Raw genomic sequence first — 24222 nt, forward strand, 5'->3', positions numbered from 1 at the left:
AATTGCCAGCAAGCCATTTATCGCTGCTGCAGGTAAAGAGACTGTCCACTTCATGTGAACAGTCTGTTCCCGCAATTATTATTTAATAGAGGTTCTTGGCCCGGCTACAGAATCCCGCTCAATCAGTTTGCATAACGGAGGTTCCTCTATTGTCTCCTCATTTCCGCTAATCCTATTACATAGAGCCTTCATCGCCAATATTCCCATATCATGCAGCGGTAAATCCATCGTTGTAATTCTGGGATTCAGATAAGCGCTGAATTCCCGGTTATCAAAGCCGACAACCGACAGGTCCCTAGGTACGGAGATCCCGCGTTCAGCTGCAGCTCTCAGGGCACCGGCAGCCATCAAATCGTTCATCACAAGAATAGCCGTAGGCGGATCGGGCAATTCCATAAGCTCACCTAATAGCTGATAACCCGACTCTCCCCCCCAGTCGCCTACTTTGATAAACTGCGGGTCGAAATACAGCTGAAATTCCGTCAATGCTTTGTAATACCCGTTAAACCGCAGTCTCGAAGGGATCGAATCCATTAAGCCGCTGATGACCGCAATCCGGGAATGCCCTTTGCTGACTAAATACTGGATGGCATCATAGGAAGCCTGTTCATCATTATACTGAATAGAACACTCATTCTGCGCGTAGCAATACGTATAGACAATCGGCTTGTCATTCGTATGAATTAATCCCGTTAAATCACGGGGATGCACGCCAATATATACGATTCCTTCAACCTGATTGGATACCAGGTCTGATACCGCATTTTGTGCATGCTTCTGGTAGGCAGCGGTATCCGCATAATTGTAGCCTACCTTTTTTTGCAGCCGCAGGTTGGTTAACAGGATATGCATATCATGTTGCTCCGCATAATCATTTATTCCATCAATAATTTCCGGTGTATTAAAGACCGTTATGTCTTCCGCAATGACTCCGATCGTATTCGTTCTTCTGCTCTTTAGGCTTTGGGCAATTGCATTAGGCCTGTAATTAAACTCTTCAATTACCTTCAAGACCCGCTCTTTCGTCTCAGGCTTCACATTACGGGTACCATTCATCACATATGATACTATCGCGGTGGATACATTTGCGCGCAAGGCAATATCTTTAATTCCGATTTTCTTCATACCTTCACCCTATTTAAACGTTTTACATTGCGCACACATTGTATCATTAACACGACTTGACATTCAAATGTAATTTTAAGCCATGCAGAGTCTAGCCCTCCCCCGGTGTTCCGAAACATTCCGGCCCTCCCTTCAGAAATTCTTTAGAATTCTCCTACCTAATTCCTCAGAAATTTTAGTTAGTATTTCTGTATCGAAGTGAGCGAAGGAGATTCTTGCTGGCTAAGAACCCAGAAATCAATGGAGGAAAATCATATGGGAGTAAACGAAAATCACTTATTCTTACGAAGCTTTATCCAAGATCCAAAACAGGTGGGCAGCGTTACACCAAGTTCCCGATTCCTTGCACGCAGCATGGTAAATCAAGCACCTTGGTATGAGATTAAGGCAGTTGCAGAGCTTGGATCAGGCACAGGTGCGATTACCCGTATAATGAATACTAAGGTAACGAACACAACTAAAGTCCTGCTGTTTGAGATGGATACCACGATGAGGAATAACTTGAAAGCGGAATATCCTAACTATTCATGCCATCGTAATGCTGCTCATTTAGTAGAAACAATGAAAAATTCGAATATTGATGAGCACAGATTTATAAGTCCCTCAAACCTGGAGGATTATTTATCGCCTTTCAATATTCACTTCAAATGAAGAAGCAGATGGGCAGGAGGCGCTGGATGCTATAAAAACAACACCTGTCCAACTGGTCATTCTGGATGTCATGATGCCTCAAATGGATGGTATCACAGCCTGCCTCAAAATAAGGGAAATATCCAATACTCCAATCATTATGCTATCCGCCAAGCAGGAGGACATTGATAAAATTACCGGTCTGACTACCGGGGCAGATGATTACATGATCAAACCGTTCAATCCACTGGAGCTATTAGCCCGTGTAAAAGCCCAATTACGCCGTCAGTCCATAACCGGGAAGGATGAATTCAATTCGTTACTTATCATAAAAAACCTGATCATCGATAAAAATAAACATTCCGTGAAATTAAACGGACTTGATATTTCTTTGACTCCAATTGAGTTTGCCATTGTAACTTTGCTTGCTACCCGGCCGGGACAGGTTTTTAGTTCGGAACAGATTTATGAGAGTGTATGGAAAGAGCCCTATGGATATTCTGACAATACCGTAATGGTTCATATTCGTAATTTGAGAGAAAAAATAGAGGAAAAAAAAAGATCCAGCTCAATATTTTAATCAGAATGATACTAAGCTTAATTATAGCCGTTGCTATGAATAACACCTTTATTCATTTCGTCTTTAAGGTTGGAAATGGTATGGAAACGGAGTGGCTGGTAAATATATTTCCTTATTTTATTACTCCCTTCTTTACAGTCATATTCATTTCTACTTTTTTGTTGTTAACAAAGCGTATTGTAAAAGACTTAAAGATTTTGGAGAGAGGGCTTCAGCTGATTACCGAAGGTGACTTGAACTATCGGGTACCGGTTAACCGTCAGGATGAGCTTGGCCGGGTAGCTGTTAACATCAATCTAATGACCGAGCGTCTGCAACAGCAAATTGAGAAAGAACGGGAAGTTGAACAATCCAAGATGGAGATGATTACGGGGATTTCGCATGACTTACGTACACCTCTTACAAGTATTATTGGATATATTGAACTTCTTCGTGTTCAGAACACTTATAACAAAGCGTTTCATTTGAAGAAGCTGCTGGATGATTTATTTGAATACACCCGGCTTACTTCGGTTGACTCCCGGTTAAATCTAAGGAGAGTTGATTTGGCACAGCTATTGAATCAATTATTGTTTGAATTTGAACCGTTAGCTGAAGAAAACAAAGTATATCTTATCAAGGACATTCCTGTTAACCCGGTCGTTACCTTCATAGACAGTGAAAAGATCGCCAGGGCCATAGATAATTTGCTCATGAACGCCTTAAAATACTCCTACACCCAGGGCAGCATTCATGTACGGCTAATAGCTGATGCTGAATACAGCATGATCGAAATTGAGAATAAAGGGACCCCTCTATCAGAAGAACAAGTGGACCGGCTATTTGAGCGTTTTTATAAGGTTGATTATTCAAGAAAAAGCGAGGGAATCCAAACGGGAGCTGGTCTCGGCTTGTCCATTGCCAGAAATATTGCCGAGCTACACCGAGGCGCTTTAACACTTAGACATATCCGTGATGTATTCACATTTCAATTAAGGTTGCCAATGTGAGACGACTATTGTGCTATTTTTTATCGAAGGATAACTGGGCACTATGCCATCTGATTACTCCAGAGAGCGCTAATCCATAGCATCAGCCTGTTTACTCCTTAAGAGTGACCAGCAGCACCTTGGCGGTTGACTCCTGACTATCAGCATACCAGACTCTCGCGGCGTGCATGCTGCCCGCCTCCCCGTCCGGTAATTCCATGATAGCGCTGAGTTCTCCGGGCTTTTTCTCCTCATACCTGCTGATAATCTTAAACTTCAACAGACCATCCTTCTCCACACGAACATACTCAAAAAATATCCGCGTCGCTGCATCGATTGAAATCCTGTGATTCTCGGTTATGTACTGGGGTAATCCACTGTTCTCCTGGTCACTGGCCATAACTGTTTCAGATTCCGTCGATAGTTCAACATAATGCTCCTCCACCGCTGCCAGACTGCCGCGTAAATCCCCTTTGGTATATACATCTATCCCATCCAATTCAGGTTTATCCTCGGTTACATACTCTACTCCTGTATCCAGAAATGGCAGCAGCTCAGGTTGAACCAGTCCGACCGCCACAATCCCGCAGATACCAGAGATCAGATAGAAGACGACAATCGCCCCTAATATGCGTTGCCGCGAATGTAACACCAGGCTGATCCCCTTATAAATAGCTAATCCCATCATCCCGCCTGCAAAATTCAATATTATATCATCAATATCGCTGCTGCCCAGAGCCAGGACATATTGAATGATTTCTAAGGCCAGAGGAACGCTCAGCAGAATAATTGCTTTAGCACCAAACGATTTGCTGCTGCCCTGATAAGAAACCAATAATCCCAGCGGAATAAAAATAACGATGTTCCCCAGTATATTCGCAGCCGCCCTCATCCCGCCTGTTGTTCCATTATGGATAAACCCGGAAATCGTGTGGAAGGGAATGATATTGATGCTTCTCAGATTATTATCCATGTCAAACATAGCGGTTACCGGAATCGTCTTGAATAGAATAATTTGTATAACTGACAGCGCATAAGCCCCAAATAATAGAACCATTACAAGCTGCAGTACCCAGCCGCTTTTCCGTGTAGCTCTCATCGCATATCCTCTTCCCTTCCAACTAGAGCGGTTGCTTGGATATTTAACAATAATTCTGCGGCCTGCCTGACCTCTGCATACCCGATACTGTTAAGCGTATCCGTAATCTGCTGCATATCAAGCTCGTAGGAGAGCAAAGGGGAGCCAAGAATGAAGTGTTCCACACATTCCTCCAATAACCCGTGCACATCCAAACTGCTGTGAAATTCACATGAGCTGTAATAATCCGCATACTTTTTCTTGTTTTTTTCAACCATACACCCAATATTGGGATCATTGACCAAACTGCAAATCGCCGTGTTAATAACTTCGATAATTTGGTGCGGAGACTGTACTCCCCGGTAAACAACCCTAAATTTGCAGAACTGCTGTAAATTAATGAAATTGATGAACATTGCTGCGAAAAAATCCACCGGACAACCGACAGACCTCAAAGCTTCGCTACAGACGGTATCCAGTTGTTCAACAAGAATATTCCGCAGCAGATCACTCTTCAGGGTAACCTCCACCTGGTCCGTGTGCTTCATGTAAATCTCAAGCAGGTTCATATCCCCCACAGTAAATAATTGTTTGGTTAACCGTTGACTCTGGGGGGAAGGATATTCTGCCGGCATGCCAGTATCTCTTGAATCCTTATGGCTTTTGTCCGCACAGAATAACTCAGAGAATATGGCTATGATCTCTCGCTGTATCTCCGTGTGATTCACCGCCCCAACGACGAAGACCGCCATTCTGTCCGGTTTGTACCATCGTTTGTGAAACGCGGTAACCTGTGTGTGGCTTGTATGCCGGACGCTTTCTGCATCGCCTGCAGGTATCCTTGACTGATAGAAGGCGTGTTCGAAAATAGTCTGTTCGGTCTCACTTTTGCCGGCTTGGCTCCGGGAATGAATTTCAGCCGCTATATCTTGTTTGATCGCTTCCAGAAACTCGCTTCGGATATAGATCCCTTCAGCAATCTGCCGCAGAATGAATAAACATTGCCGGATACTGTCTTCATGATTGCGGCAGCTAAATACATACACTGTCCGGTCAAAATCAGTCAATCCATAACTCGTATACTCCAGACACTGCTTATAATAACTATATTTATCAAAGTTCATATTCATGTGTTCAACGATATGAGCTATTCCGTTCTCATCTTCCCGCTGCTGCAGTGATCCTGTCTTCAGCACCAGACACAACTGAACCTCTTCAGCATCCAAATCCGTCTCCCGTACACCGTAAACCAGCCCATTGCTCAGCGTACCTGTGTTAATACGATCCTTCATGGACAAACAACCCTTCATTGTACATTTCAGCCTGAAATTTATATAGACGCGCATATTCGCCGTCATACCTCAGCAGGCTCTCATGGTCCCCGCTCTCAATAATTCCTCCATCCTTAAGCACAAATATTTCATCCACCAGTCGGATGGTGGAGAACCTGTGTGTGATTAGAATTGTTGTTTTGCCCGCCATCAGGGCTTTGAATTTCGTGAATAGCTCATACTCAGCGCTTGCATCCAGTGAAGCTGTCGGCTCATCCAGGATAAGAATACTGGAATCTGCCATGAAGGCGCGGCTGATGGCAATTTTTTGCCATTCCCCGAGCGACAATTGGGTAGCATTGGACCATTCTTTATTGAGTCTTGTGTTATATTGCTCGGGAAGCTGTTCTATGAACCGGTCCGCTCCAGCCTGCCGCGCGGCTTCCTGTACCCGCGCGAAGTTATCCGCGTCGTCAATTTCACCAACAGCAATATTTTTCTCAATAGTGAAGGGATATTTGATGAAATCTTGAAAGATGGCACCTATATGCTTACGGTAATTCTCACTTGAAATCTGTTGTAACGGAATCCCCCCCAATCTGATTTCTCCCTTGGTAGGCTGATATAATCCGAGAATCAACTTGATCAACGTCGTTTTCCCGGAACCATTTAAACCTACAATAGAATAGCTTTTACGCACAGCAAGGGTCAGGTTCACATCCTTCAGCACAAACTCTTCGCTGCCCGGATACTTGAAGTAGACGTGATCGAATTGTATGGTCTCAAAATTAACCGGGAAGGGATATTGTTCTGTATCAGAGGATTCCGGGCGTTTCTTCTCTAATAAAGAGAACAAATTCTGGATATACAGCCCATCTTCATACAGGGAAGAGAAAGAACGGAGAATGCTTTCCAGTGAATTCTGAAAATTGGAAAGTGTATTCACAAATAAAGATAAATCCCCGATCGTTAATTTCCTGGAGATCACCGTGATCAGAATATATATTTGGAAGCTGTAGGAGATTACATTCTCCAGCAGATTAGTAATACTGCTTTGAATGGAGAAATTTCTTCTTATTTTTTTATCTTCTTGCAGATAGTTGTCGAAATCAGACAGAATCACTTTTTTAAAGTACGGGTTCAGCCGGTTCACTTTAATTTCTTTAATATTCTCATAGGTGGTAAGTATGGATTTAAGATTGCCCAGCAATCTTAAGCGCTCGAACCGTTTCGTATAAATAGCGTAAAATTTGGCAGACATCTTGATGTTTAATAACAGAGAGGGAAGACAGGCAAAGAAACTTACCACAAGAACAATAGGCCCGAAATTCAAAAAAATCACTACAGCTCCTGCCATAGATGATACGTTCTGCAAAAAGGTAATCAAGGTTCTAAGAATATTCATCGAATGCTGCGATGATTCGTTATTCACTTTCTGGATATGGTCGAATATCTCCGCATCATCAAAATCAGCCATTTCCATTTCCGCTACTTTATCTAAAGTTAATTCAGTAATGTGTTTATTCATATAATCCGCTTGGTTAGATTCGAAGTATTTGCATATATTGTAAATCACATGGTTGAATTGTGTATATAACATATGGATCACGATCCATAATACCGGAGTGGATATGTTACCGCTCTGCAACGCCACAACAACACTGTCCAGGAAATACTTCCAGATTACCGTAGTGACAGGAACAGCCAGTCCCGCAACCAGATTAAATATAAATAAGCAGATCAGGGTAGTAGAAGAGCTGCCCCATAGGAGCACAGTAACCTTCCCCAGCAGCCTGCAGTAATCCCGGCAAATCTTAAACTTGGCAGATACTACACTCATACTTAATCTCCTATGGTAAAAATTATTAAACAGAGCCCCTACCTCATCTCAGGAATAGTGGCTCTGTTTCATATGATGCTGTGGAATAAATTAGGCCTGACGCGCTACTGCACTGTTAGCTGAACTATTTTCGCTTCCTCCAGAACATTGACAGTTACAATTTCCGCCATCAAATTTTGCTGCAAAGAACGAAACTACTGCAAACCCAGAACAAATACAGCCTGACATAGGGTCCATGCCATAGAATGCTTGTGAATCCATTTTGGTTGTTCTGCCTACCGGATTAATCAGTTTCATCTTGATCACAACTCCTCAGGTCATTGAAATTTATAGGAATAACACCCTGCCTGTCGTCACATGAAGAGCGTTATTGCTACCATGTTTACCACAATTACGATACGGTTAGCTCATTGAAATACTCCAGTTTCTCAGGACTCTTCTCGATTAATTGATGATACCGTTTCAGCGACATTTTCATGGAGGCCCTTTCGCCGTAACATTGAGATTGTTTCTTCTCCTCATCCAAGCCGTTTTCCTGATAACAAGGCGCATAACAGATACTGCACAGGCGGGCTGCCCAGCAATTGGAGCAATGCTTAATAGATTTTTCTGTGTATTCTTCGAAGTAATATTTATTTAAGGCATCGATATCAATTCCTGCCTCCACATCCCCTATATAGGGTGAATTAGCCATTTTTTCGCACACCTTAAATTTACCGTCAGTGGTTACATAGAGCCTTCTCCGGCCGGGAATACAGCATCCATTCATGCGGATTCCCAATAAGGGTTCATCGGTAATCACTCTGTTGTGAATTCTCAGCAATTTATTCTGGCTTAGCTCTTTGGCCAGGCCTCTTTCATCCTGATCAGAATCCAGCGTATATTCAGCCCATTTGCCTAATGGATCGGTTCGTTCATCATCACTATAGAACTCCCCATCCCCTAGAGTTGTCTTCACATGTCCCAGCTTGGACCAGTCAAGCGTTCCCGTATCGACATATGAACAATCAATTTTAGTGTCCTTGGGCAGCCACTCCAGCGTCTTGAAGAAGTCATTCACCTCATCAAACCGTGGCTTACTGTAGGGCGGACAGAGAACCGCATTAATCCCCAGCTTATGCCGCGCCTTCCCCTCGAATGCCTTAACTAACCGTTTAAGCCCCCGTAGAGCCTGATGAAACGAACCCTTTCCCCCCACCGTTACGCGGAAGTAATCATGAACATGCTCCGGTCCATCCAGGCTGCACAAGACCGAACATTGATCCAGCGTTGCCAGATAAGCAGCAATTTCATCAGTGACCAGTGTTAAGTTGGTAGTGAAAGAGACAGGGATGTTCACACCAGGCATAACGGATTTGCTATATTCGATGCATTGCTTCATCAGCTTAAAGTTAACCAGCGGCTCCCCTCCGTAAAATGTAAGCGCCAGCTCTTTGCCCACGTTATGCGAGATATAATCGAGCGCTTTCCGGGCAACCTCCCAATCCATGTCCTGCTTGGAGAAATTGCGGGTGTCCACGTTATCTTCCTGATAAAGACAATATTTGCATCTCAGATTGCATTTCTCAGTCAGTTCTATAATGATTTGTTCAATGCCGCCCTGTATGATCCCCGGCAGCTCAGCTTTCTCCGGTATGACAAAACTTTTGAATTCAGGCGCCTGCAGGATTTTTTCTTGCTCCACCAGCAACAATATAGTATCCAGTGCCTTCGTCAACGCTCTCTCCTCCAGCTCCAGTCCGGTTATTTCAGCAGGGTCTGAGGTATTGAGCAAACATGCAAGCACCGCATATTCCGCGGGATCACAGGCAAATACTTTACCTGTCCCCGTATCATAGAAATACTGATTGTCTTCTGTTTCAAAGACGGTTCCTAAACGGGACCAATAAGCCGTATGTAAGTTTTCCAAGAAAGCAATTGCGTTCTTTGTTTCATAGCCCATAGTGAGATAAATGCCTCCTTCATAATCATGGGTTTTTGGTGAATTATTTCACAATATTAAGCTAAAACCATCTATTCATTTGCGTAACACTCTGTTTTTCTATTATTAGCGCATATTACTTCTTAAATAAAACATTTTTGTGCGAAATTGTATTTTTTGCAGCTATCTACATAATTCAGATACTCCTTCTTCACCTGCTGCTTCACACGGCCTTCCGACCCTATACATATCGTTTGCCCATCGGATAATTGAAAGAAATCCCCACGCAGTTCCTCAATATGAACAAGATTAATCAAGTGTGACCGTGAAGCGATAATGAAATTCGGGTTGTTGATCAACTTCTTATAATAATTCAAGGTATACTGCAGCAGCTCATAATTTCCGTGCGGAGTGGTCATAATAACCCTCCTGTTTTTTTTGTACAGCTGAATGATATCCCGTTCACGCACGCTGATATAATCATAGTCTTCATTATTAAGGTACTTGAACCTGATCAGAGGCTCCCCCTCATTCCGGCTTCCTCCAATCAGGATATCTAAGCTGTGAATGGCCTCGGCCACCCCACTTCGCAGATTATTTTTAACAATCCACCTGTAAGCCCCATATTTATATCCTTCAACGGCTTGGTCGCAGCTGGTTGAGACCAGAATCAGAATATAATCATGATCTCTGGCATTGAGTATTTCGGCTGTGCGAAAGACTTGCCCGGAATCACTGTCTATTCCCAGAAAGATAATATTACAACTCTTATTCCGTACCTCAATATTACCCAGTATAGTTTGTGGATCACTCCATTTCTCAATACTGTATTCGCACTTCATCTTGCCCAAAATTCCGATTAGAGTCTGTTGCAGTTTCTCCAGGAAACTATCATTTTCATCATAAAGCACTATGTTATACATACAATTTCACCTCTAGTATCCATTTTAGAGATCCCTATATTTATTATTTATACCATTTTTACTCAAAAATGCAATTAGATATAACACCAAGTGGGGAATATCTCCCTATATTTCGACTGCAAGAAACCAAAAAAAATCCTGATGACTCAAGGGTTTCTTGAGCATCAGGACTACATGTATAGGTCCGTTCCAATGTCTAACTCATATTTTTCAATCTACTTTCCGTGGTTCCCCCGCTGCCGCATCCCCTCAAACAACAAAATCGTCGCTGCCATCGCCGCGTTCAGCGATTCGGCGCGGCCGGCCATCGGGATGATGATGCTCTTGTCGACAAGGGCTGCCGTCTCCGGCGAGATGCCTTTACCTTCGCTGCCGATCAGCAGCCACTGGCTGCCATGGAAATCATGGGTGTAGCAGGAATCTTCACCCGTCAGCGAAGTGCTGACCAGTAGCGCTCCGCGTTCCCGCGCCTGCGGCAGAATCGTGCCGAGATCTCCCTCCACTACCGGGAGATGGAACATCGAGCCCATCGTGGAACGGATGGTCTTCGGATTGAAAAGATCGGCGCAGCCTTGGCCGAGGATCACCCCGTCCGCACCTGCCGCATCGGCACTGCGGATGATTGTGCCCACGTTGCCAGGGTCTTGGACCCCGTCCAGCACAACAACCAGACTATCCGGCTTCGCCAGGATGGCCTCCACGCCCTGCTGTTCCTTGCGCACAACCGCAAACACCGGCTGCGGTGTATTCGTGCTGCTGCACTTCGCAATCACCGCTGCTGACACGCCAATTACCTCCATGCCCTGCACGGCCTGAAGCAGAGGCTTCAGCTCGGACGGCATGCCTTTATCCAGATCAAAGGCCAGGCATTCCACATCTGCTTCCGCCTGCAACGCCTCCTGCACCAGATGGATGCCTTCTACGATATATTTACCGGACTTGTCGCGGTGCTTCTTCTCCTGCAGTCCAGCCCATTCCTTCACCCGCGTATTCTGCGGCGACATAATTTCCATGAGGTCCTACCTTTCTGTTGCTTGAAGATTCCTGATCTTAAGTATGCTACACCAACCGGGCAGCTTAACTGTAGTTAGTACAACTAAAAACAGCCTTTACGCAGCAAATTCCCGTTTAACTGCACTCTGTACAATTAAAAGTAGCGGTTGGGGTAAAATTCCGCCATTTGTGTAATTTTAGTTGTACCAGATACATCTATTTGCAAATAACGGATTGATTCATTTAAAATAACTGCACAAAATACAACTAACCCTACCTACCTGTACTTGTATCTGTACTTGAACCTGGCCTGTACCTGTAATCACTCATCCATACAGCCCTATTGATAAGCCATTTCCAGCTTCGTCAGGTTGTCCTTACGGCCGACGATGACAAGTACATCGCCCTCGCTCAGACGATCTTCCGCTCTGGGGGAAATATTCATTTCCTCACCCCGGCGGATAGCCATCACGTTACAGCCATATTTGGCACGAATGTTAAGCTCCTGCAAATTCTTGCCGAGCATCGGCCCGGAGACTTTCATATCCAGAATGCTGTAGTCCGGCGACAGCTCTATATAATCAAGGATGTTCGGCGAGGCCAGATGATGCGCCACCCGCATGCCCATATCCCGTTCAGGGTAGATTACCTTATCTGCACCGATTTTACTCAACACCTTGCCGTGCAGCTCGCTTTTGGCCTTAACCAGAATTGCAGGCACGCCAAGATCCTTCAGGATCAGCGTGGTTAGAATACTGGCCTGAATATCCTCGCCAATCGCGACAACCACCACATCGAAGTTACGGATACCGAGTGCACGCAGTGCCTCTTCATCGGTCGAATCCGCGGATACGGCATGAGTAACAATATTCGATATTTCCTGGGTGCGCTGCTCATCCGCATCAATGGCCAGTACATCAAAGCCCATACCGCTGAGCGCCTTGGCTACACTTGAGCCGAAACGTCCCATTCCGATGACGGCATATTGTTTTTTTGCCATAATTGTTGTACCTCCCGCCCGCATTTTGCATCTCAAACAGTATAGCATAAGCCGTTATAAACTTGAATTTTCAGCGCTGCCGCAGGGCACCTTATTAAAAGCCTATGCTAACAAAACCTAAGCCCATGCTCCCGAAGCCAGTTTTGCGAAGCTGAGCCAGGAAGCCTATGCCAACAAAACTTAAGGAGGTCGATTATGCCAGTCACCATTGATTTGCGCCAGGCTATTGTACACAAGATTCACGGACAGACCGAAGAAGGTCTGCGGGAAGTGATCGAGAACTCCGTGGACGGGCCGGAAGCCGCGCTTCCCGGACTCGGCGTTGTCTTCGAAATGATCTGGAAGGACCTTGATCCCGCCAAGCAGGACCGGGTGCTCTCCATGCTGCACAGACATCTGGAGAAGCTCACGCCAGGCTCCATCACGTCCTAAAGAGGTTCATTCCGCCAAAAACCTCCGCCTCCACATGTGCAGCTGCACAGTGGATCGCGGAGGTTTTTTATAACAAACAATTGAATAAGCGGTCAGCTTATCCTACTTCAACAGTACATCTCAAGGCGCGGTTTCCAGGAATTTAGCCGTCGGATTCTTCTCCATGGCGGTCCGCATGGCGTATTCGTTCTCGAACAGCACTACATAATTCCCCTTCTTATCGGTAACCAGTGTGGAGTTGATCCGGAATTTGCTTGCATCCGGCTTGGTGTCATCCACAATCCAGCGTGCGAACTGGTAGCTCATCCGCTGCAGCTGGACATCTACGCCGTACTCGCCCTTCATGCGGTACTCGAACACCTCGAACTGCAGCTGTCCGACGACGCCCAGCAGGATATCATCGAAGTTAACGGTGCGGAATACCTGGATCATGCCCTCTTCAGTTAACTGGTCAATGCCCTTCTGGAACTGCTTCGATTTCAGCGCATTCTTAATGCTCACTTTGGAGAAAATCTCCGGCGAGAAGGTCGGCAGCTCATCGAATTCGATATCCCCTGCCTGACTCAGCGTATCGCCAATCCGGAAGATACCCGGGTCGAACAGACCGATAATATCACCCGGATACGCCTCTTCTACAATATCGCGGTCCTGGGCCAGGAACTGCTGCGGCTGGGACAGCTTGATGTCTTTGCCGGCACGCACATGCTTCACGCTCATGCCGCGCTCGAACTTGCCGGACACAATGCGCAGGAAGGCAATGCGGTCACGGTGAGCCGGGTTCATGTTAGCCTGGATTTTGAACACATAGCCGGTGAATTTCTCATTTGTCGGTTCAACAGATCCAGCTGTACTGCGGCGTGGTTCAGGCTTCGGTGCAAGATCCAGGAAGTTATCAAGGAAGGTCTGCACGCCGAAGTTGTTGATCGCACTGCCGAAGAATACCGGAGTAATCTCTCCGCGGAGTACTTTCTCATAGTCAAACGGATCGCCTGCAACATCCAGCAGCTCCAGATCCGCACATAATTGGTCATGCAGGTATTCTCCGGCCATCTCTCGGATGATCGGGTCGCGGTAGCTTTCCACTTTTTGTACTCTGATCACGGAATGATCGTCGCCCTGGAACAGCTCAACCTGATTCTTCATCCGGTCGTATACGCCGCACAGCTCACGGCCCATGCCGATCGGCCAGTTCATTGGCACAGAGCGGATACCCAGTACATTCTCCAGCTCTTCCATCAGCTCAAAGGGATTGCGGCCTTCACGGTCCAGCTTGTTGATGAAGGTGAAGATCGGAATGCCCCGCTTGGCACAGACCTGGAACAGCTTGATCGTCTGTGTTTCCACGCCCTTGGCAACGTCGATCAGCATGACCGCACTGTCAGCCGCAGTAAGCGTACGGTAAGTGTCTTCACTGAAGTCCTGGTGACCCGGGGTATCCAGAATGTTCACCCGGTGATCCAGGTAATCAAACTGCATGACGGAAGAAGTGACCGAGATTCCGCGCTGCTTCTCAATTTCCATCCAGTCACTTGTGGCGTGCTTGCTTGCCTTACGGGCTTTAACTGTACCTGCCAGACGGATAGCGCCCCCGAAGAGGAGCAGTTTCTCGGTCAGCGTTGTTTTACCCGCATCGGGGTGGGAAATAATCGCAAAGGTTCTGCGTTTGTCTACTTCACTCTGAAGCTTGTGGTCCGGTGCCTTATTCATTACACATATCCCTTCATATATAAATTCATCCATGCTTCTGCTTCAATTACCGGATTTCATCAAATCGGTGCACTACTCATTCGTCCAGATCCTTTCACGTAGAATTCATCGTTACATCGTTGAAGTACGGTTTATAGGATATTTTATGGCGCCTTGCCTAGAAATTCTTTATTTTGAAAGCATCCTTTTTAGTATAGCAAAATCCGGCAAACATTATCTACAAAAAAGCTCCGCAAGTCAAATATCTTGCAATATTATGTACAGAAACTCCGACTTTAGCGCAAATTCGGCTGGCAGGTCCGCAGGAAATCCGTTATTCCGCAAAAAGATCCCCCTGCAGCGTATGCAGAGGGATCTCCAACAGTTCTCTTATTCAGGGCTTAGCGGTTAACCTGCCAAACCACATTATCTTCATCCTGGCCGTTAACCGGCCACCAGTGGAAGCCTTCGCCAGCCAGCAGCTGATCGGCTTCAACCGGCCCCCAGGAGCCGGCAGGATAGGAAGCGAGATCGTTGCTCTCTTCCTTCCATGCCTTGGCGATACGGTCCACGAAGGACCAGGCAGAGGACACTTCATCCCAGCGGGTGAAGTAAGTGGAATCCCCGCGCGCAGCATCATGCAGCAGACGCTCATAAGCTTCCGGCGAGTTGATGCCGATCATGCAGCTCTGGCAGAAATCCATCGCCAGCGGCTGAATTTCCGATTCCGAGCCCGGCTTCTTGGCATTGATCTTCACGTAGATGCCTTCCATCGGATTCACACGGATTACGAGCAGGTTCGGCTCCAGATTATGCTTCTGGCCCAGATAAACATTGGTCGGCATTCCTTTGAACTCTACAACCACTTCCGTAGTCTTCACAGGCAGACGTTTGCCGGTACGGATATAGAAGGGAACCCCTGCCCAGCGGAAGTTGTCTACAAATACACGGGCTGCGAAATACGTCTCCGTATTCGATTCCGGGTCCACCTTATCTTCCTGGCGGTAAGCCGGAAGGGTCTTGCCCTTGTAGAGCCCTTGCGTGTATTGACCGCGCACTACGTTCTCGCGAACCTCTTCCGCAGTAGCGTAAGGACGCAGCGAACGGAGCACCTTCACTTTCTCATCACGGATATCTTCAGCCAGCAGACGGCTTGGCGGTTCCATAGCGATCATTGTCAGCAGCTGCAGAATATGGTTCTGGCCCATATCGCGCAGTGCTCCGGCATGATCGTAATACCCGCCGCGCTCTTCCACACCCACGGTTTCCCCGAGTGTGATCTGAATGTTGGCGATATGCTTGTTGTTCCATAGCGGCTCGAAGAAAGCATTGGCGAACCGGATCACTTCAATATTCTGCACCATTTCCTTACCGAGGTAATGGTCAATCCGGTAAATCTCTTCTTCCTTGAACACCTGGCGGATTTGCTCGTTCAGCTGTTCAGCGGATTCCAGATTGTAGCCGAATGGCTTCTCGATCACCAGACGGTTCCAGCCCCGGGTCTGCAGCATGCCGCCAGCCTTCAGGTTGAAGGAGACACTGCCGAACAGTTCAGGTGCAAGCGCCAGATAGAACAGGCGGTTGCCCGGAATATGGAACTTCTCTTCGAGCGCTTCCGTCTGGGCATTCAGCTCACGGAAACCGTCAATATTGTTGATGTCCAGAGACTTGTATTCGAAATGCTGCACGAACTCGTTCCATTCCGCAGCATCTCCTGCCTGGTAGCGGCAGAACTCGCGGATGGATTCCTTCACATCTTCCCGGAATTCATCCTGGGTACGGGGACGCCGAGCCACGCCAATTACCGCAAAATCATGTGTCAGCTTGCCTTCACGGTACAAACTGTAAATCGCCGGGAAAAGCTTACGCCGGGCTAGATCTCCGGTTGCCCCGAAGATAAAGAATACAGCACCGGGTGTATGCAGTGCATCAAGGGTTTGATTTTCAGCCATGGCTCCTCATCTCTCTGTATGTAATATAGTTGACATTCATTCTCAGCGCCGCTCATGATATAAAATACGCATGACGGCGTGATGTCATTTTATCATAATTGCACTAAGGATGCTATCACATTCCTGACAGTTTTTCTCGGGATTTCGTAATTTTCCATTACTCTTTCTTATGCTTTCACATGTTCCCGCTTATACTACCGATATTATACCGCCCCGCCAAAAGCTCCGCAACGTGGAGCCGCTGCGGAGTAAGCCCGGAAATCTCCGGCTTCAATATTCGATCGTAATCAGCGGAAGTCCGAGGGTCACACGGTTTCTGTCCTCATTCCCGTCCCTGTGCACCGCCAGCTGGAGCGCAAGCTCATGTCCGCCGCTGCTGACGGTGCGCTGCAGGCCGGGCACGCTATACGAACGGCTGGATGTAGTTTCATCTGCGTAGTTCTCTTCCGCATGAATGCCGGGGAGCTGCGCTGCAAGGTTCTGTTCTGTGGCCAGGAGCGCAGCCTGAGGTCCGCTCTGCTCCTTCGCCGGAGCCTGCAGCGAGACGTTCCACTCTGCCGCAATACCCGCCTGAAGCATCGCCTTTCCCGCGTCTCCGGCTGCTGCCGGAAGCTTGGGCGAGCCCAGAAGATCCGCCGTCTCGAAGGTGACGATGCAATAACTCCGTCCGCCGCCGAGCTCGCTCCAGAACAGGGAGACCTGCGCTCCTCCGCTGAGTTCTGCGGAGGAACGTAAGGTTAGATGCCCGTCCTCATCAGAGGAGCTGACTTCACCGAGTCCGAGCCGGGAAGACAGGTTCTGTACAGTAGCGTCTGCCGCAGCTTCTCCGCTATATTCTCCCTGCCACTTCAATACGAGCCGGAGCGGAGCCCCGGGAGCAGATACCTCGCGGCCGAGTGTAGTCAGCAGCGCCAGAGAATCCTGAAGCTCTCCCGCACCGGCCGTAGAAGCAGTGACCGCAGACACAGCAGATACTTCCTGCAAGCCATTTCCTCCGGCTGTCCCCGCGCTGCGGAAGCCGCTAAGCAGCATAACCGCCACACACAAGCCCGCCAGCACCAGTATCACTCTGCTCTGTCCTCTGTTCCCCACTCTGCATCTCCCTCTCAATCCGTTCTAGTAATCTACTAGACAGGATATCCAGCTTCAGAGAAAGATATACCCCGCTGAGAGAGACTGTCTGAGACTCCCGATCCGGCAGCTGCATAGTTCACTCGGAATGTAATGAGATTTTAATCATTTCTATAGAAGTATTTATTAGTTTATATTTCCATTAATAGGATTCATATTATAAACATAGAAGAGGTACTCAATCAGCATGCTTAAAAAGTGGTTTCACCGAAACAGCGCTGACTTCCGGCTTATCAACGATCTGGTTGTCCCTATGCTTTTCCTCCAGATCCTCCAGCTTCTCTTTCAGCTCGGCGACCAGGCGATTATCGGCAGGCTTGGCGTTGAAGAATTTGCCGCAGTGGGCATCGCCTCATCTTTTATTTTTCTGATCACCGGAACGATCGGCATTCTATGCGCAGCCTTCAACATCATCGGCGGAAGATTCTTTGGCAACAATGATATTCCTAAGTTTGGCCAAGCTTTTAATACAAGCATGACAATGTCCATCATGATCGGCATCCTGTTCGAACTGCTGCTGTTAGGGACTGGCAGATGGATATTGGGCACGGTCTATGATCTGAATTTCGCACCTGCCACTCATTATTTGTATATCAGCGGAATGACCATGGGCATGAATATGGTTCTGTTTAATTTCTCAGCCTATTTCAAGAACATCAACCAAGCCAAGCTGTTAACATTCAGTTTCGCGGCAGCAGGCATCGTGAATATATTCTTCGATTATGTGCTCGTCTTCGGCAAATGGGGATTTCCTGCGCTGGGTATGAGCGGCGCCGCTGTCGGCTCTGTCGCGGGCTATGGTGCGAGCATTATAGTCTGCATCTATTTTTTCCGCAAAAGCAGCTTATTCAGCTTCTCTCTTCAGATCAACCGGCCCATTGCCAAGCAGCTGCTGAAACTCTACTTCCCCATGGCTCTTCAGGACCTTATTGAATATACTTTGTTTGCAATGGGCATCATGGCGATCATCTCCAGAATGGATTCTGAATTCATCGCGTCATACACCGTTGTGACCACTTTGCTTGAGATCATTATGATTCCCATGTACTGCTTCGCGGGCAGCTGTATGACAATTACCGCCCAGGCCTACGGCAAGCAGCAAGCAGGGTACACCAAATATTCGTATTTGTCACTCCAGCTTATGTTAATGATCAGCATTCCGCTAACCTTGATCGTGATCTCCTTCTCCTATCCGCTTATCGCCATCATCACAGATAAGGCCGTTGTCATCTCACTAGTGGAACATGTTCTTCCGCTGGCGCTGGCGCTGAATCTGATGAACGGGCTGCAGATGATTATGCGCTCTACCCTGCAGGCGATTGACCTGGAGAAGTGGGTGCTTATGTACTCGGGGGTGGTGTATGCAGTATCCCTGGTGATCATTTATATATGTATCCGGAAGCTCGAACTAACCGGTGTCTATCTCGGGTTTGGGGTTAGTTATCTGCTCTTATCCTTAGGTTATGTATACAAACTGCAAGGACGTGAGCCTTACGCGCACGCAAAAACACTTTCAAGATAACTCCCCGTCCCTCCCGGGCCAGGGCTGATTTCTCTTGAAAGTGCGTAATGGCTTCTATGGTCTACGGCTTTATTCCGCCAGTCCATTCTTATATGCGTAAATAGCCGCCTGGGTCCGGTCTTCGACGCCCAGCTTGGCGAGAATATTCGTGACATGGAATTTCACTGTCTTGATTCCAATAATTAATTGATCGGCAATATCCTGATTGGACTTGCCCTGGGCCAGCAGCTTCAGTACTTCCATCTCGCGTTCGGTAAGTTCCTTGTAGGCCGGAGATTCACCTCTGGCATTCGAGCGGAACCGGTTCATCATTTTGGAAGCCACTTGTGATTCCAGCACGGACTGCCCTCTTGCGGCAGCCCGGATTGCATCGGCGACTTCACTGGCCCGCGAGGTTTTGAGCAGATAGCTGAACGCGCCGGCTTCAATGACCGGATACATTTTCTCATCATCCAAATAACTGGTCAGCACTATAACTTTGCAGTCCGGGTACAGCTTCAGCAGCTGTCTTGTTGTTTCGATCCCGTCCATACCGTCCATCACCAGATCCATCAGCACCACATCCGGATTATATTCCTGTGCCAGCCGGATTCCTTCTTCGCCGCTTCCGGCTTCACCTACAACTTCAATCCCATCCTCGGTGCCAAGCACCGCAGCAAGTCCGATCCGGACCATTTCGTGATCGTCCACCAGCAGGACCTTGATCGCTTCCGCTTCCTCCATCTCCATGGTTACCCTTGCCCCCTATTCATTGACTACCGGTACGGTAATATCAATCCGCATTCCTTTGCCGGGAGCGGTGATGAACTGGATCGAGCCCCCGATCTCCGTTATCCGCTCCTGCATATTCGAAAGTCCGTAGGATGTCTGCTTGCTCTCATCCAGCTCAAAGCCGATCCCGTCATCACGCAGCGTCAGACGGACCGTATCGCCGCGGCGGTGCAGGCGGATCTCCATCTTCTCCGCTTTGGCATGGCGCAGCGTGTTCGAAATCGCCTCTTGCACAATGCGGAACAAATGATTCTCGACGCCTTTGAGCAGCTGCACGCCCTGATCCATCTCGAACACAATATCAATCGGAACCTTGATCTTCAGTTCCTTGATCAGCTCCTGCAGCCCCTGCTCCAGCCCCTTGCCTTCCAGATATACCGGCCGCAGGTGCAGCAGCAGTGCCCGCATCTCCGACTGGGCTACGGCGGACATCTCCTCAATCAGCGCAATTTGCCGCTGCGCCTTGTCGAAATCCTTCTCCAGCGTCCGGCCTACAGCCGTCGCCGTCATCGAGATCGCGAACAGCTGCTGGGATACGGCATCATGCAGCTCGCGTGCCAGCCGCTGGCGTTCCTCGATAATCGCCGTCACCCGGGCTTGCTCGGCAAGCTTGGCATTATTGGTGGAGAGCCGCTGCAGCGTAGTCACCTGATTCTCCCACTTGCCGCCGATCCGTCCGAGCTGTTCCCCGAGCCGGCCCAGCTCATCATGGCCCAGATCCGGCATTACCGGGGTGAGGTTGCCCTTCTCCCAGGCTACCAGTGTCGCCCGCAGCAGCTCCAGCTTGCGCTTGCTGCGGAAGCCCTGATAGAACCCGTACCCGATGCCGAAGGCCATCGGCAGCAGAATCAGCGTCATTGCCGTTCTCACGCCGACCTTCCAGTCCTCAAACGGCTGTAATAATCCATATGTATACATAATGTATGTAATAACAAGCAGCATGATCAAAGAGAACAGAGCCCCCTCGCCCATACTGCGCGTTACCATGTTACTGCTTTTTTTGCCCATGCCCGGGAGCCCTCCCTTCCATCTCTCTGCTCATATGCTGTATTCATCAGGGAAACCGTATGTCGAGATCACCCATCAGATATGAGATATTGAATTTCACTTTATGCTCACTGCTGTCGTAGTTGGGTGACTTCCAGTTCAGCCGGTTCAGCATCCCTGTGTCCCGGTGACTGCCGGATTCAATAGAGCCGAACAGCACGAAGGCCTCGATCTCTACCCCGTAATCCTCGGACATCAGAATATCCACATCACCAAAAATACCCTGGAACAGCATAATTGTCTCTTGTTCTTCCGCCATCGCCAGCGAAAGATCCACATCCGCCTCACCCAGCACATGCCAGGCACTGAGGCTGCGCATGACCCACGGCGAGAGATCCCAGTCGAATCTGGAAGAGAAGCTTTGCTTCTGCATAAACCCGGCCTTGCGCTGCATTCTTTTGGATTTGACAAAGAACATCCCCAGCGAAATCAGGCAGATTCCAAGCACCAGCAGCAGATGGTCCAGCAGCAGCAGCACCGCGCCGATCCCCAGAAGCTTATACCCCTGCTTCACCTTGCCTGACGTTGTCCGGTAAATCCCCAGCAGCAGGAACAGGAGTGCGACAATGGAGAAGAAGCCGATCCATTTGCCAAAAATCATCAAGCAGCCGACACCAATCAGTCCGATGGCAATCAAACGGTTCCGTTTATCCATTCCGCACCTCCTTAAAGTTTTGCCAAGCAGAAACAGCTACGCCGTCTTTTAAGGGACGGTGCGTTTCAGCGAGAAATAGAAGGATAAGTTATCATGCCAGCATATAAATTCTTATATTTGAAGCAAAACTGACTTCGTAAGCATAATCTAAGTTTTGCCAAGCTGACTTCGTAAGCCTCAGCTTATCTGCAGCTATAACCGCTTCCCGCTACAAAAGCCATACCGGTATGGAGAATCCATACCGTATGGCTTTACCTTGTTCAGCATATCATATCTGCCTATTCTTTAGGAACAGGCATTATTCTTCTTTTTTATCTAGTGAAGGAGCTGCCGGAGCAGAATTCAGCTTGCTCTTGAGTGCTGCGAGCTGTTCTTCCACTTTGAGCTGCTTCTCAGGATCTACCGGCTTAGCATATGCGGTTGCCGAAGGGCTATACGGAGCACGCATAACATCTGCTTCCGCTTCAAGCTGCATGATCTTTTCTTCCATGCGGTGGAATCCAAGGGATGCACTTCCGCTTTCAATGGAATGTACACTGCTGATCTGGGACATTTGCTTCTTGGCTTTGGCCATTTGAGCGCGGGAGACCAGTTCATTACGTTTGTTGCGCAGCTTGTAGAACTCATCCTTCATATCATGAAGCTGCTGCACCAGTTCCTTGGCTTGAACCTCAGCCTGGGCGTGAAGCTCGCTGTATTCAACATGCTTCTGGTCGAAATAAATCTTCTCTTCCAGCAGCTTGCGGGTAACTTCCTCCTGGCCGTTCTTAAGCGCAAGTTCCGCTTGTGCTGCACGCTGTCCGGATACCTTAGCAGCTTCATCCACACGCTGCTTCATACGGCGTTCGTTGGCCATCTGCTTCGCTACCGTTACTTCAGCCTCATGAATCTCAGCCTCCATATCGCGCAGATATTGATTCAGCATTACGATTGGGTCCTCTACCTTATCCAACATGTCGTTTACCGACGCTTTAGTCATATCTTTAATCCGTTTGAATACTCCCATAATTTACACTTCTCCCTTCTCGTATTTAGACAGTTTTTGTTTGAGCTCTTCTACTTCTTTTTGCAGTGCCTTCTTCTCAATATCCTTCATCATGGCATCCAGACCGGAATCGGGAGCCGTGTAAGCGCCCGCTTTGTCATAGCCGGGATTATAGCCAGGCTGTCCGCCGTATGGGCCATATCCTTGTTGTCCCTGAGGTCCCTGCGGTCCGCGGCCATGCTCAGGTCTGCCTGAGTAAGGACCGCCGTATGGGCCGCCCGGCGCACCGGGTCCAGGTCCGAAGGGATTGTACTGGGTAGGCTCCTTGGGAATTACCATTGCTGCGATAAGGTACACCAGGATGGTGGCTCCTCCGCTAAAAGGAATACTGACCACCAGCAGAATTCTGAACAGTGTGGAGTCGATGCCGAGTGTCTCGGACAATCCGCCTGCCAGCCCTGTCATTACCCTGTCTCTGGTTGAACGGTACAATCGGGTCATAGTACTACTCCTTTCTGCCATCATTGTTCAGCTTCTCCTTCAGGCGGGCCATTTCTCTTTCGAGCACGGTCGCCACCGTCTCACCGGCCTGCACTGCGTATTCCTGTCCCATCCGCCGCAAATCGCTCAGGCTTTTGGCTTCCAGCTCCCAATCGGTCATCTTGTCCTCCAGACGGCCGAACATCTTGGGAACATCACCGCCGCCGTAAGCACTCGCTCTTTGATTCATGCGCTGCTGCAGCCGAAGTGATTCCATCCGGGCTGCATAGAACTGGCGTTTGCTGTACACTGTCTGATACTCAATTTTGAGTTCATTCAACTGGCTTTCAAGCTCAAAGAGTGATTGCTGGCTGGTTTCCAGCAGCCCGCTGTATTGCTCCAGCTTTTCCTCGTGGATAATTTTCTCCTGCAGTGCCAGTTTGGCGAGATGATCTTCGCCGGCCTTGAGCGCGAGGAGTGCCTGCTCTTCACGTTTGTTTCTCATGGCGGTTGCCTGATTCACCTGCTGCTGCAATTGCTTCGTATGGGAAGCGTACTGCTGGTACAGCCGCTCAGCCTCCCCAATTTCCTCACGGGTTGAATGTAGAAATTGATCAATCAGCTTCACGGGATCCTGACTCTGCTCCAGGCGTTCATTCAAGTTGGCTACGGTGATATCCCTCATTCTGCGAAAAACACTCATGATTTCCTGTTCCCTCCCTGCTTCTAATTAAGTAATTGTTCTACCTCTTAGTATGTTCTGCTCCGCTTACCCCGGAGTACCGAGATGCCCCACACTACCAGCGCCACACCGAGCAGCGGTCCGATAATCCAGGAAAGCTTGGAGAGCAGGGACATGATACCGATGAACATTACCACCCAGCCGATAATCTTGCTTCCGCTCTTAATTCCGTAGTATCCGAGAACCACCAGCAATACCGGGAACAGGATGCCGAAGATGCCGTGAATCAAATGAGGCAAAATCCCTAACAGCATTACCGCTCCAATTGCAATCAGCACAATCGCAAGTCCGTTACCTTTTCTTTGCATTTTTTCTCACCGCCTTTCGCTGATCTCTTTCTTATAACCTTATTCTAGGGTAAACCGCAGATTTTCAAAACAGACTGTGGACGGTTTTATGTACTGGACCTTAGTCGGGGACTTATGCACGACCGCAGACTGCGGGGCTCGGGAAATAATTCATCTTGCATAAAGCTACACAACTATTGTTG

Annotated in this window: 24 protein-coding genes; 5 read left to right on the forward strand and 19 right to left on the reverse strand. The window is 48.1% G+C overall.

Annotated features, from left to right (window positions below; genetic code table 11):
• Positions 1–78 precede the first annotated feature (78 nt).
• On the reverse strand, positions 79–1125 hold the full coding sequence (locus NSU01_RS30440) for a LacI family DNA-binding transcriptional regulator (protein WP_042139912.1): 1047 nt from the start codon (positions 1123–1125) through the stop codon (positions 79–81).
• Between the two features lie 255 nt (positions 1126–1380).
• On the opposite strand from NSU01_RS30440, the gene NSU01_RS30445 reads away from it, so the two are divergent.
• The 3 genes from NSU01_RS30445 to NSU01_RS30455 are packed head-to-tail and all read left to right on the forward strand — an operon-like array spanning position 1381 to position 3324.
• A complete protein-coding gene (locus NSU01_RS30445) occupies positions 1381–1776 on the forward strand; it encodes a hypothetical protein (RefSeq protein WP_052422102.1) in 396 nt (131 codons plus the stop codon).
• Positions 1742–2335, forward strand: a complete 594-nt coding sequence (locus NSU01_RS30450) for a response regulator transcription factor (RefSeq protein ID WP_076247703.1) — start codon at positions 1742–1744, stop codon at positions 2333–2335. The genes NSU01_RS30445 and NSU01_RS30450 overlap by 35 nt, the downstream gene beginning before the upstream one ends.
• Positions 2336–2340: 5 nt before the next feature.
• Entirely contained in the window at positions 2341–3324 is a 984-nt protein-coding gene (locus NSU01_RS30455) for a HAMP domain-containing sensor histidine kinase (protein WP_083705711.1), read from the forward strand.
• A gap of 91 nt (positions 3325–3415) precedes the next feature.
• On the opposite strand, the gene NSU01_RS30460 is transcribed toward NSU01_RS30455, so the two are convergent.
• From NSU01_RS30460 to NSU01_RS30495, 8 genes are all read right to left on the reverse strand, one after another.
• The gene (locus NSU01_RS30460; protein ID WP_076247707.1) at positions 3416–4402 is read right to left on the reverse strand and encodes a VanZ family protein; all 987 of its coding nucleotides are present in this window, start codon (positions 4400–4402) and stop codon (positions 3416–3418) included.
• Entirely contained in the window at positions 4399–5673 is a 1275-nt protein-coding gene (locus NSU01_RS30465; RefSeq protein WP_042139916.1) for an insulinase family protein, read from the reverse strand. Before NSU01_RS30465 ends, NSU01_RS30460 begins: the two co-directional genes overlap by 4 nt.
• Positions 5657–7492, reverse strand: a complete 1836-nt coding sequence (locus tag NSU01_RS30470) for an ABC transporter ATP-binding protein (RefSeq protein WP_052422103.1) — start codon at positions 7490–7492, stop codon at positions 5657–5659. The genes NSU01_RS30465 and NSU01_RS30470 overlap by 17 nt, the downstream gene beginning before the upstream one ends.
• Before the next feature lie 90 nt (positions 7493–7582).
• Positions 7583–7789: a hypothetical protein gene (locus NSU01_RS30475; protein ID WP_144026189.1), complete on the reverse strand. Its 207-nt coding sequence runs from the start codon at positions 7787–7789 to the stop codon at positions 7583–7585.
• Positions 7790–7883: 94 nt separating this feature from the next.
• Complete coding sequence (locus NSU01_RS30480; RefSeq protein WP_042139917.1) at positions 7884–9434, reverse strand: radical SAM protein; 1551 nt, start codon at positions 9432–9434, stop codon at positions 7884–7886.
• A gap of 122 nt (positions 9435–9556) precedes the next feature.
• Positions 9557–10336, reverse strand: a complete 780-nt coding sequence (locus NSU01_RS30485) for a LytTR family transcriptional regulator DNA-binding domain-containing protein (RefSeq protein ID WP_042139918.1) — start codon at positions 10334–10336, stop codon at positions 9557–9559.
• A gap of 215 nt (positions 10337–10551) precedes the next feature.
• Positions 10552–11349, reverse strand: coding sequence for an RNA methyltransferase (locus tag NSU01_RS30490; RefSeq protein WP_076247709.1), 798 nt, complete (start codon positions 11347–11349; stop codon positions 10552–10554).
• A gap of 320 nt (positions 11350–11669) precedes the next feature.
• Positions 11670–12353 (reverse strand): TrkA family potassium uptake protein, encoded by a 684-nt coding sequence (locus NSU01_RS30495; RefSeq protein WP_144026190.1) that lies wholly within the window; start codon positions 12351–12353, stop codon positions 11670–11672.
• A gap of 171 nt (positions 12354–12524) precedes the next feature.
• Here NSU01_RS30495 and NSU01_RS30500 point away from each other — a divergent pair, with 171 nt between their 5' ends.
• Positions 12525–12761, forward strand: coding sequence for a small acid-soluble spore protein SspI (locus NSU01_RS30500; protein ID WP_042139923.1), 237 nt, complete (start codon positions 12525–12527; stop codon positions 12759–12761).
• Between the two features lie 120 nt (positions 12762–12881).
• Here NSU01_RS30500 and NSU01_RS30505 read toward each other — a convergent pair whose 3' ends face one another.
• The 3 genes from NSU01_RS30505 to NSU01_RS30515 form a co-directional block, all read right to left on the reverse strand.
• Entirely contained in the window at positions 12882–14468 is a 1587-nt protein-coding gene (locus NSU01_RS30505) for a peptide chain release factor 3 (RefSeq protein WP_042139924.1), read from the reverse strand.
• A 380-nt stretch (positions 14469–14848) separates the two neighbouring features.
• Positions 14849–16399: a glucose-6-phosphate dehydrogenase gene (zwf, locus tag NSU01_RS30510; protein ID WP_039307355.1), complete on the reverse strand. Its 1551-nt coding sequence runs from the start codon at positions 16397–16399 to the stop codon at positions 14849–14851.
• A gap of 270 nt (positions 16400–16669) precedes the next feature.
• Positions 16670–17491, reverse strand: a complete 822-nt coding sequence (locus tag NSU01_RS30515) for a YwmB family TATA-box binding protein (protein WP_076247711.1) — start codon at positions 17489–17491, stop codon at positions 16670–16672.
• A gap of 226 nt (positions 17492–17717) precedes the next feature.
• On the opposite strand from NSU01_RS30515, the gene NSU01_RS30520 reads away from it, so the two are divergent.
• The gene (locus NSU01_RS30520; protein WP_076247713.1) at positions 17718–19052 is read left to right on the forward strand and encodes an MATE family efflux transporter; all 1335 of its coding nucleotides are present in this window, start codon (positions 17718–17720) and stop codon (positions 19050–19052) included.
• Positions 19053–19121: 69 nt separating this feature from the next.
• On the opposite strand, the gene NSU01_RS30525 is transcribed toward NSU01_RS30520, so the two are convergent.
• The 7 genes from NSU01_RS30525 to NSU01_RS30555 all read right to left on the reverse strand — a co-directional run bounded on the left by NSU01_RS30525 (position 19122) and on the right by NSU01_RS30555 (position 24040).
• Entirely contained in the window at positions 19122–19781 is a 660-nt protein-coding gene (locus tag NSU01_RS30525) for a response regulator transcription factor (RefSeq protein ID WP_144026191.1), read from the reverse strand.
• Between the two features lie 15 nt (positions 19782–19796).
• Positions 19797–20831: a sensor histidine kinase gene (locus NSU01_RS30530; protein ID WP_076247715.1), complete on the reverse strand. Its 1035-nt coding sequence runs from the start codon at positions 20829–20831 to the stop codon at positions 19797–19799.
• Positions 20832–20877: 46 nt separating this feature from the next.
• Positions 20878–21525 carry a cell wall-active antibiotics response protein LiaF gene (gene liaF, locus NSU01_RS30535; protein WP_039307347.1) on the reverse strand — a complete coding sequence of 216 codons (648 nt, stop codon included), beginning with the start codon at positions 21523–21525 and terminating at the stop codon, positions 20878–20880.
• Positions 21526–21823: 298 nt separating this feature from the next.
• Positions 21824–22531 carry a PspA/IM30 family protein gene (locus NSU01_RS30540; protein WP_039307345.1) on the reverse strand — a complete coding sequence of 236 codons (708 nt, stop codon included), beginning with the start codon at positions 22529–22531 and terminating at the stop codon, positions 21824–21826.
• 3 nt (positions 22532–22534) lie between these two features.
• Positions 22535–23011 (reverse strand): PspC domain-containing protein, encoded by a 477-nt coding sequence (locus tag NSU01_RS30545; protein ID WP_042139929.1) that lies wholly within the window; start codon positions 23009–23011, stop codon positions 22535–22537.
• Positions 23012–23015: 4 nt separating this feature from the next.
• On the reverse strand, positions 23016–23693 hold the full coding sequence (locus tag NSU01_RS30550; RefSeq protein ID WP_042239590.1) for a PspA/IM30 family protein: 678 nt from the start codon (positions 23691–23693) through the stop codon (positions 23016–23018).
• A 47-nt stretch (positions 23694–23740) separates the two neighbouring features.
• Positions 23741–24040 (reverse strand): hypothetical protein, encoded by a 300-nt coding sequence (locus NSU01_RS30555; protein WP_076247717.1) that lies wholly within the window; start codon positions 24038–24040, stop codon positions 23741–23743.
• Positions 24041–24222: the final 182 nt, after the last annotated feature.

Origin of the sequence: Paenibacillus sp. FSL H8-0259, from assembly GCF_037963255.1 — a bacterium.
Classification (GTDB): domain Bacteria; phylum Bacillota; class Bacilli; order Paenibacillales; family Paenibacillaceae; genus Paenibacillus_AQ; species Paenibacillus_AQ phytohabitans.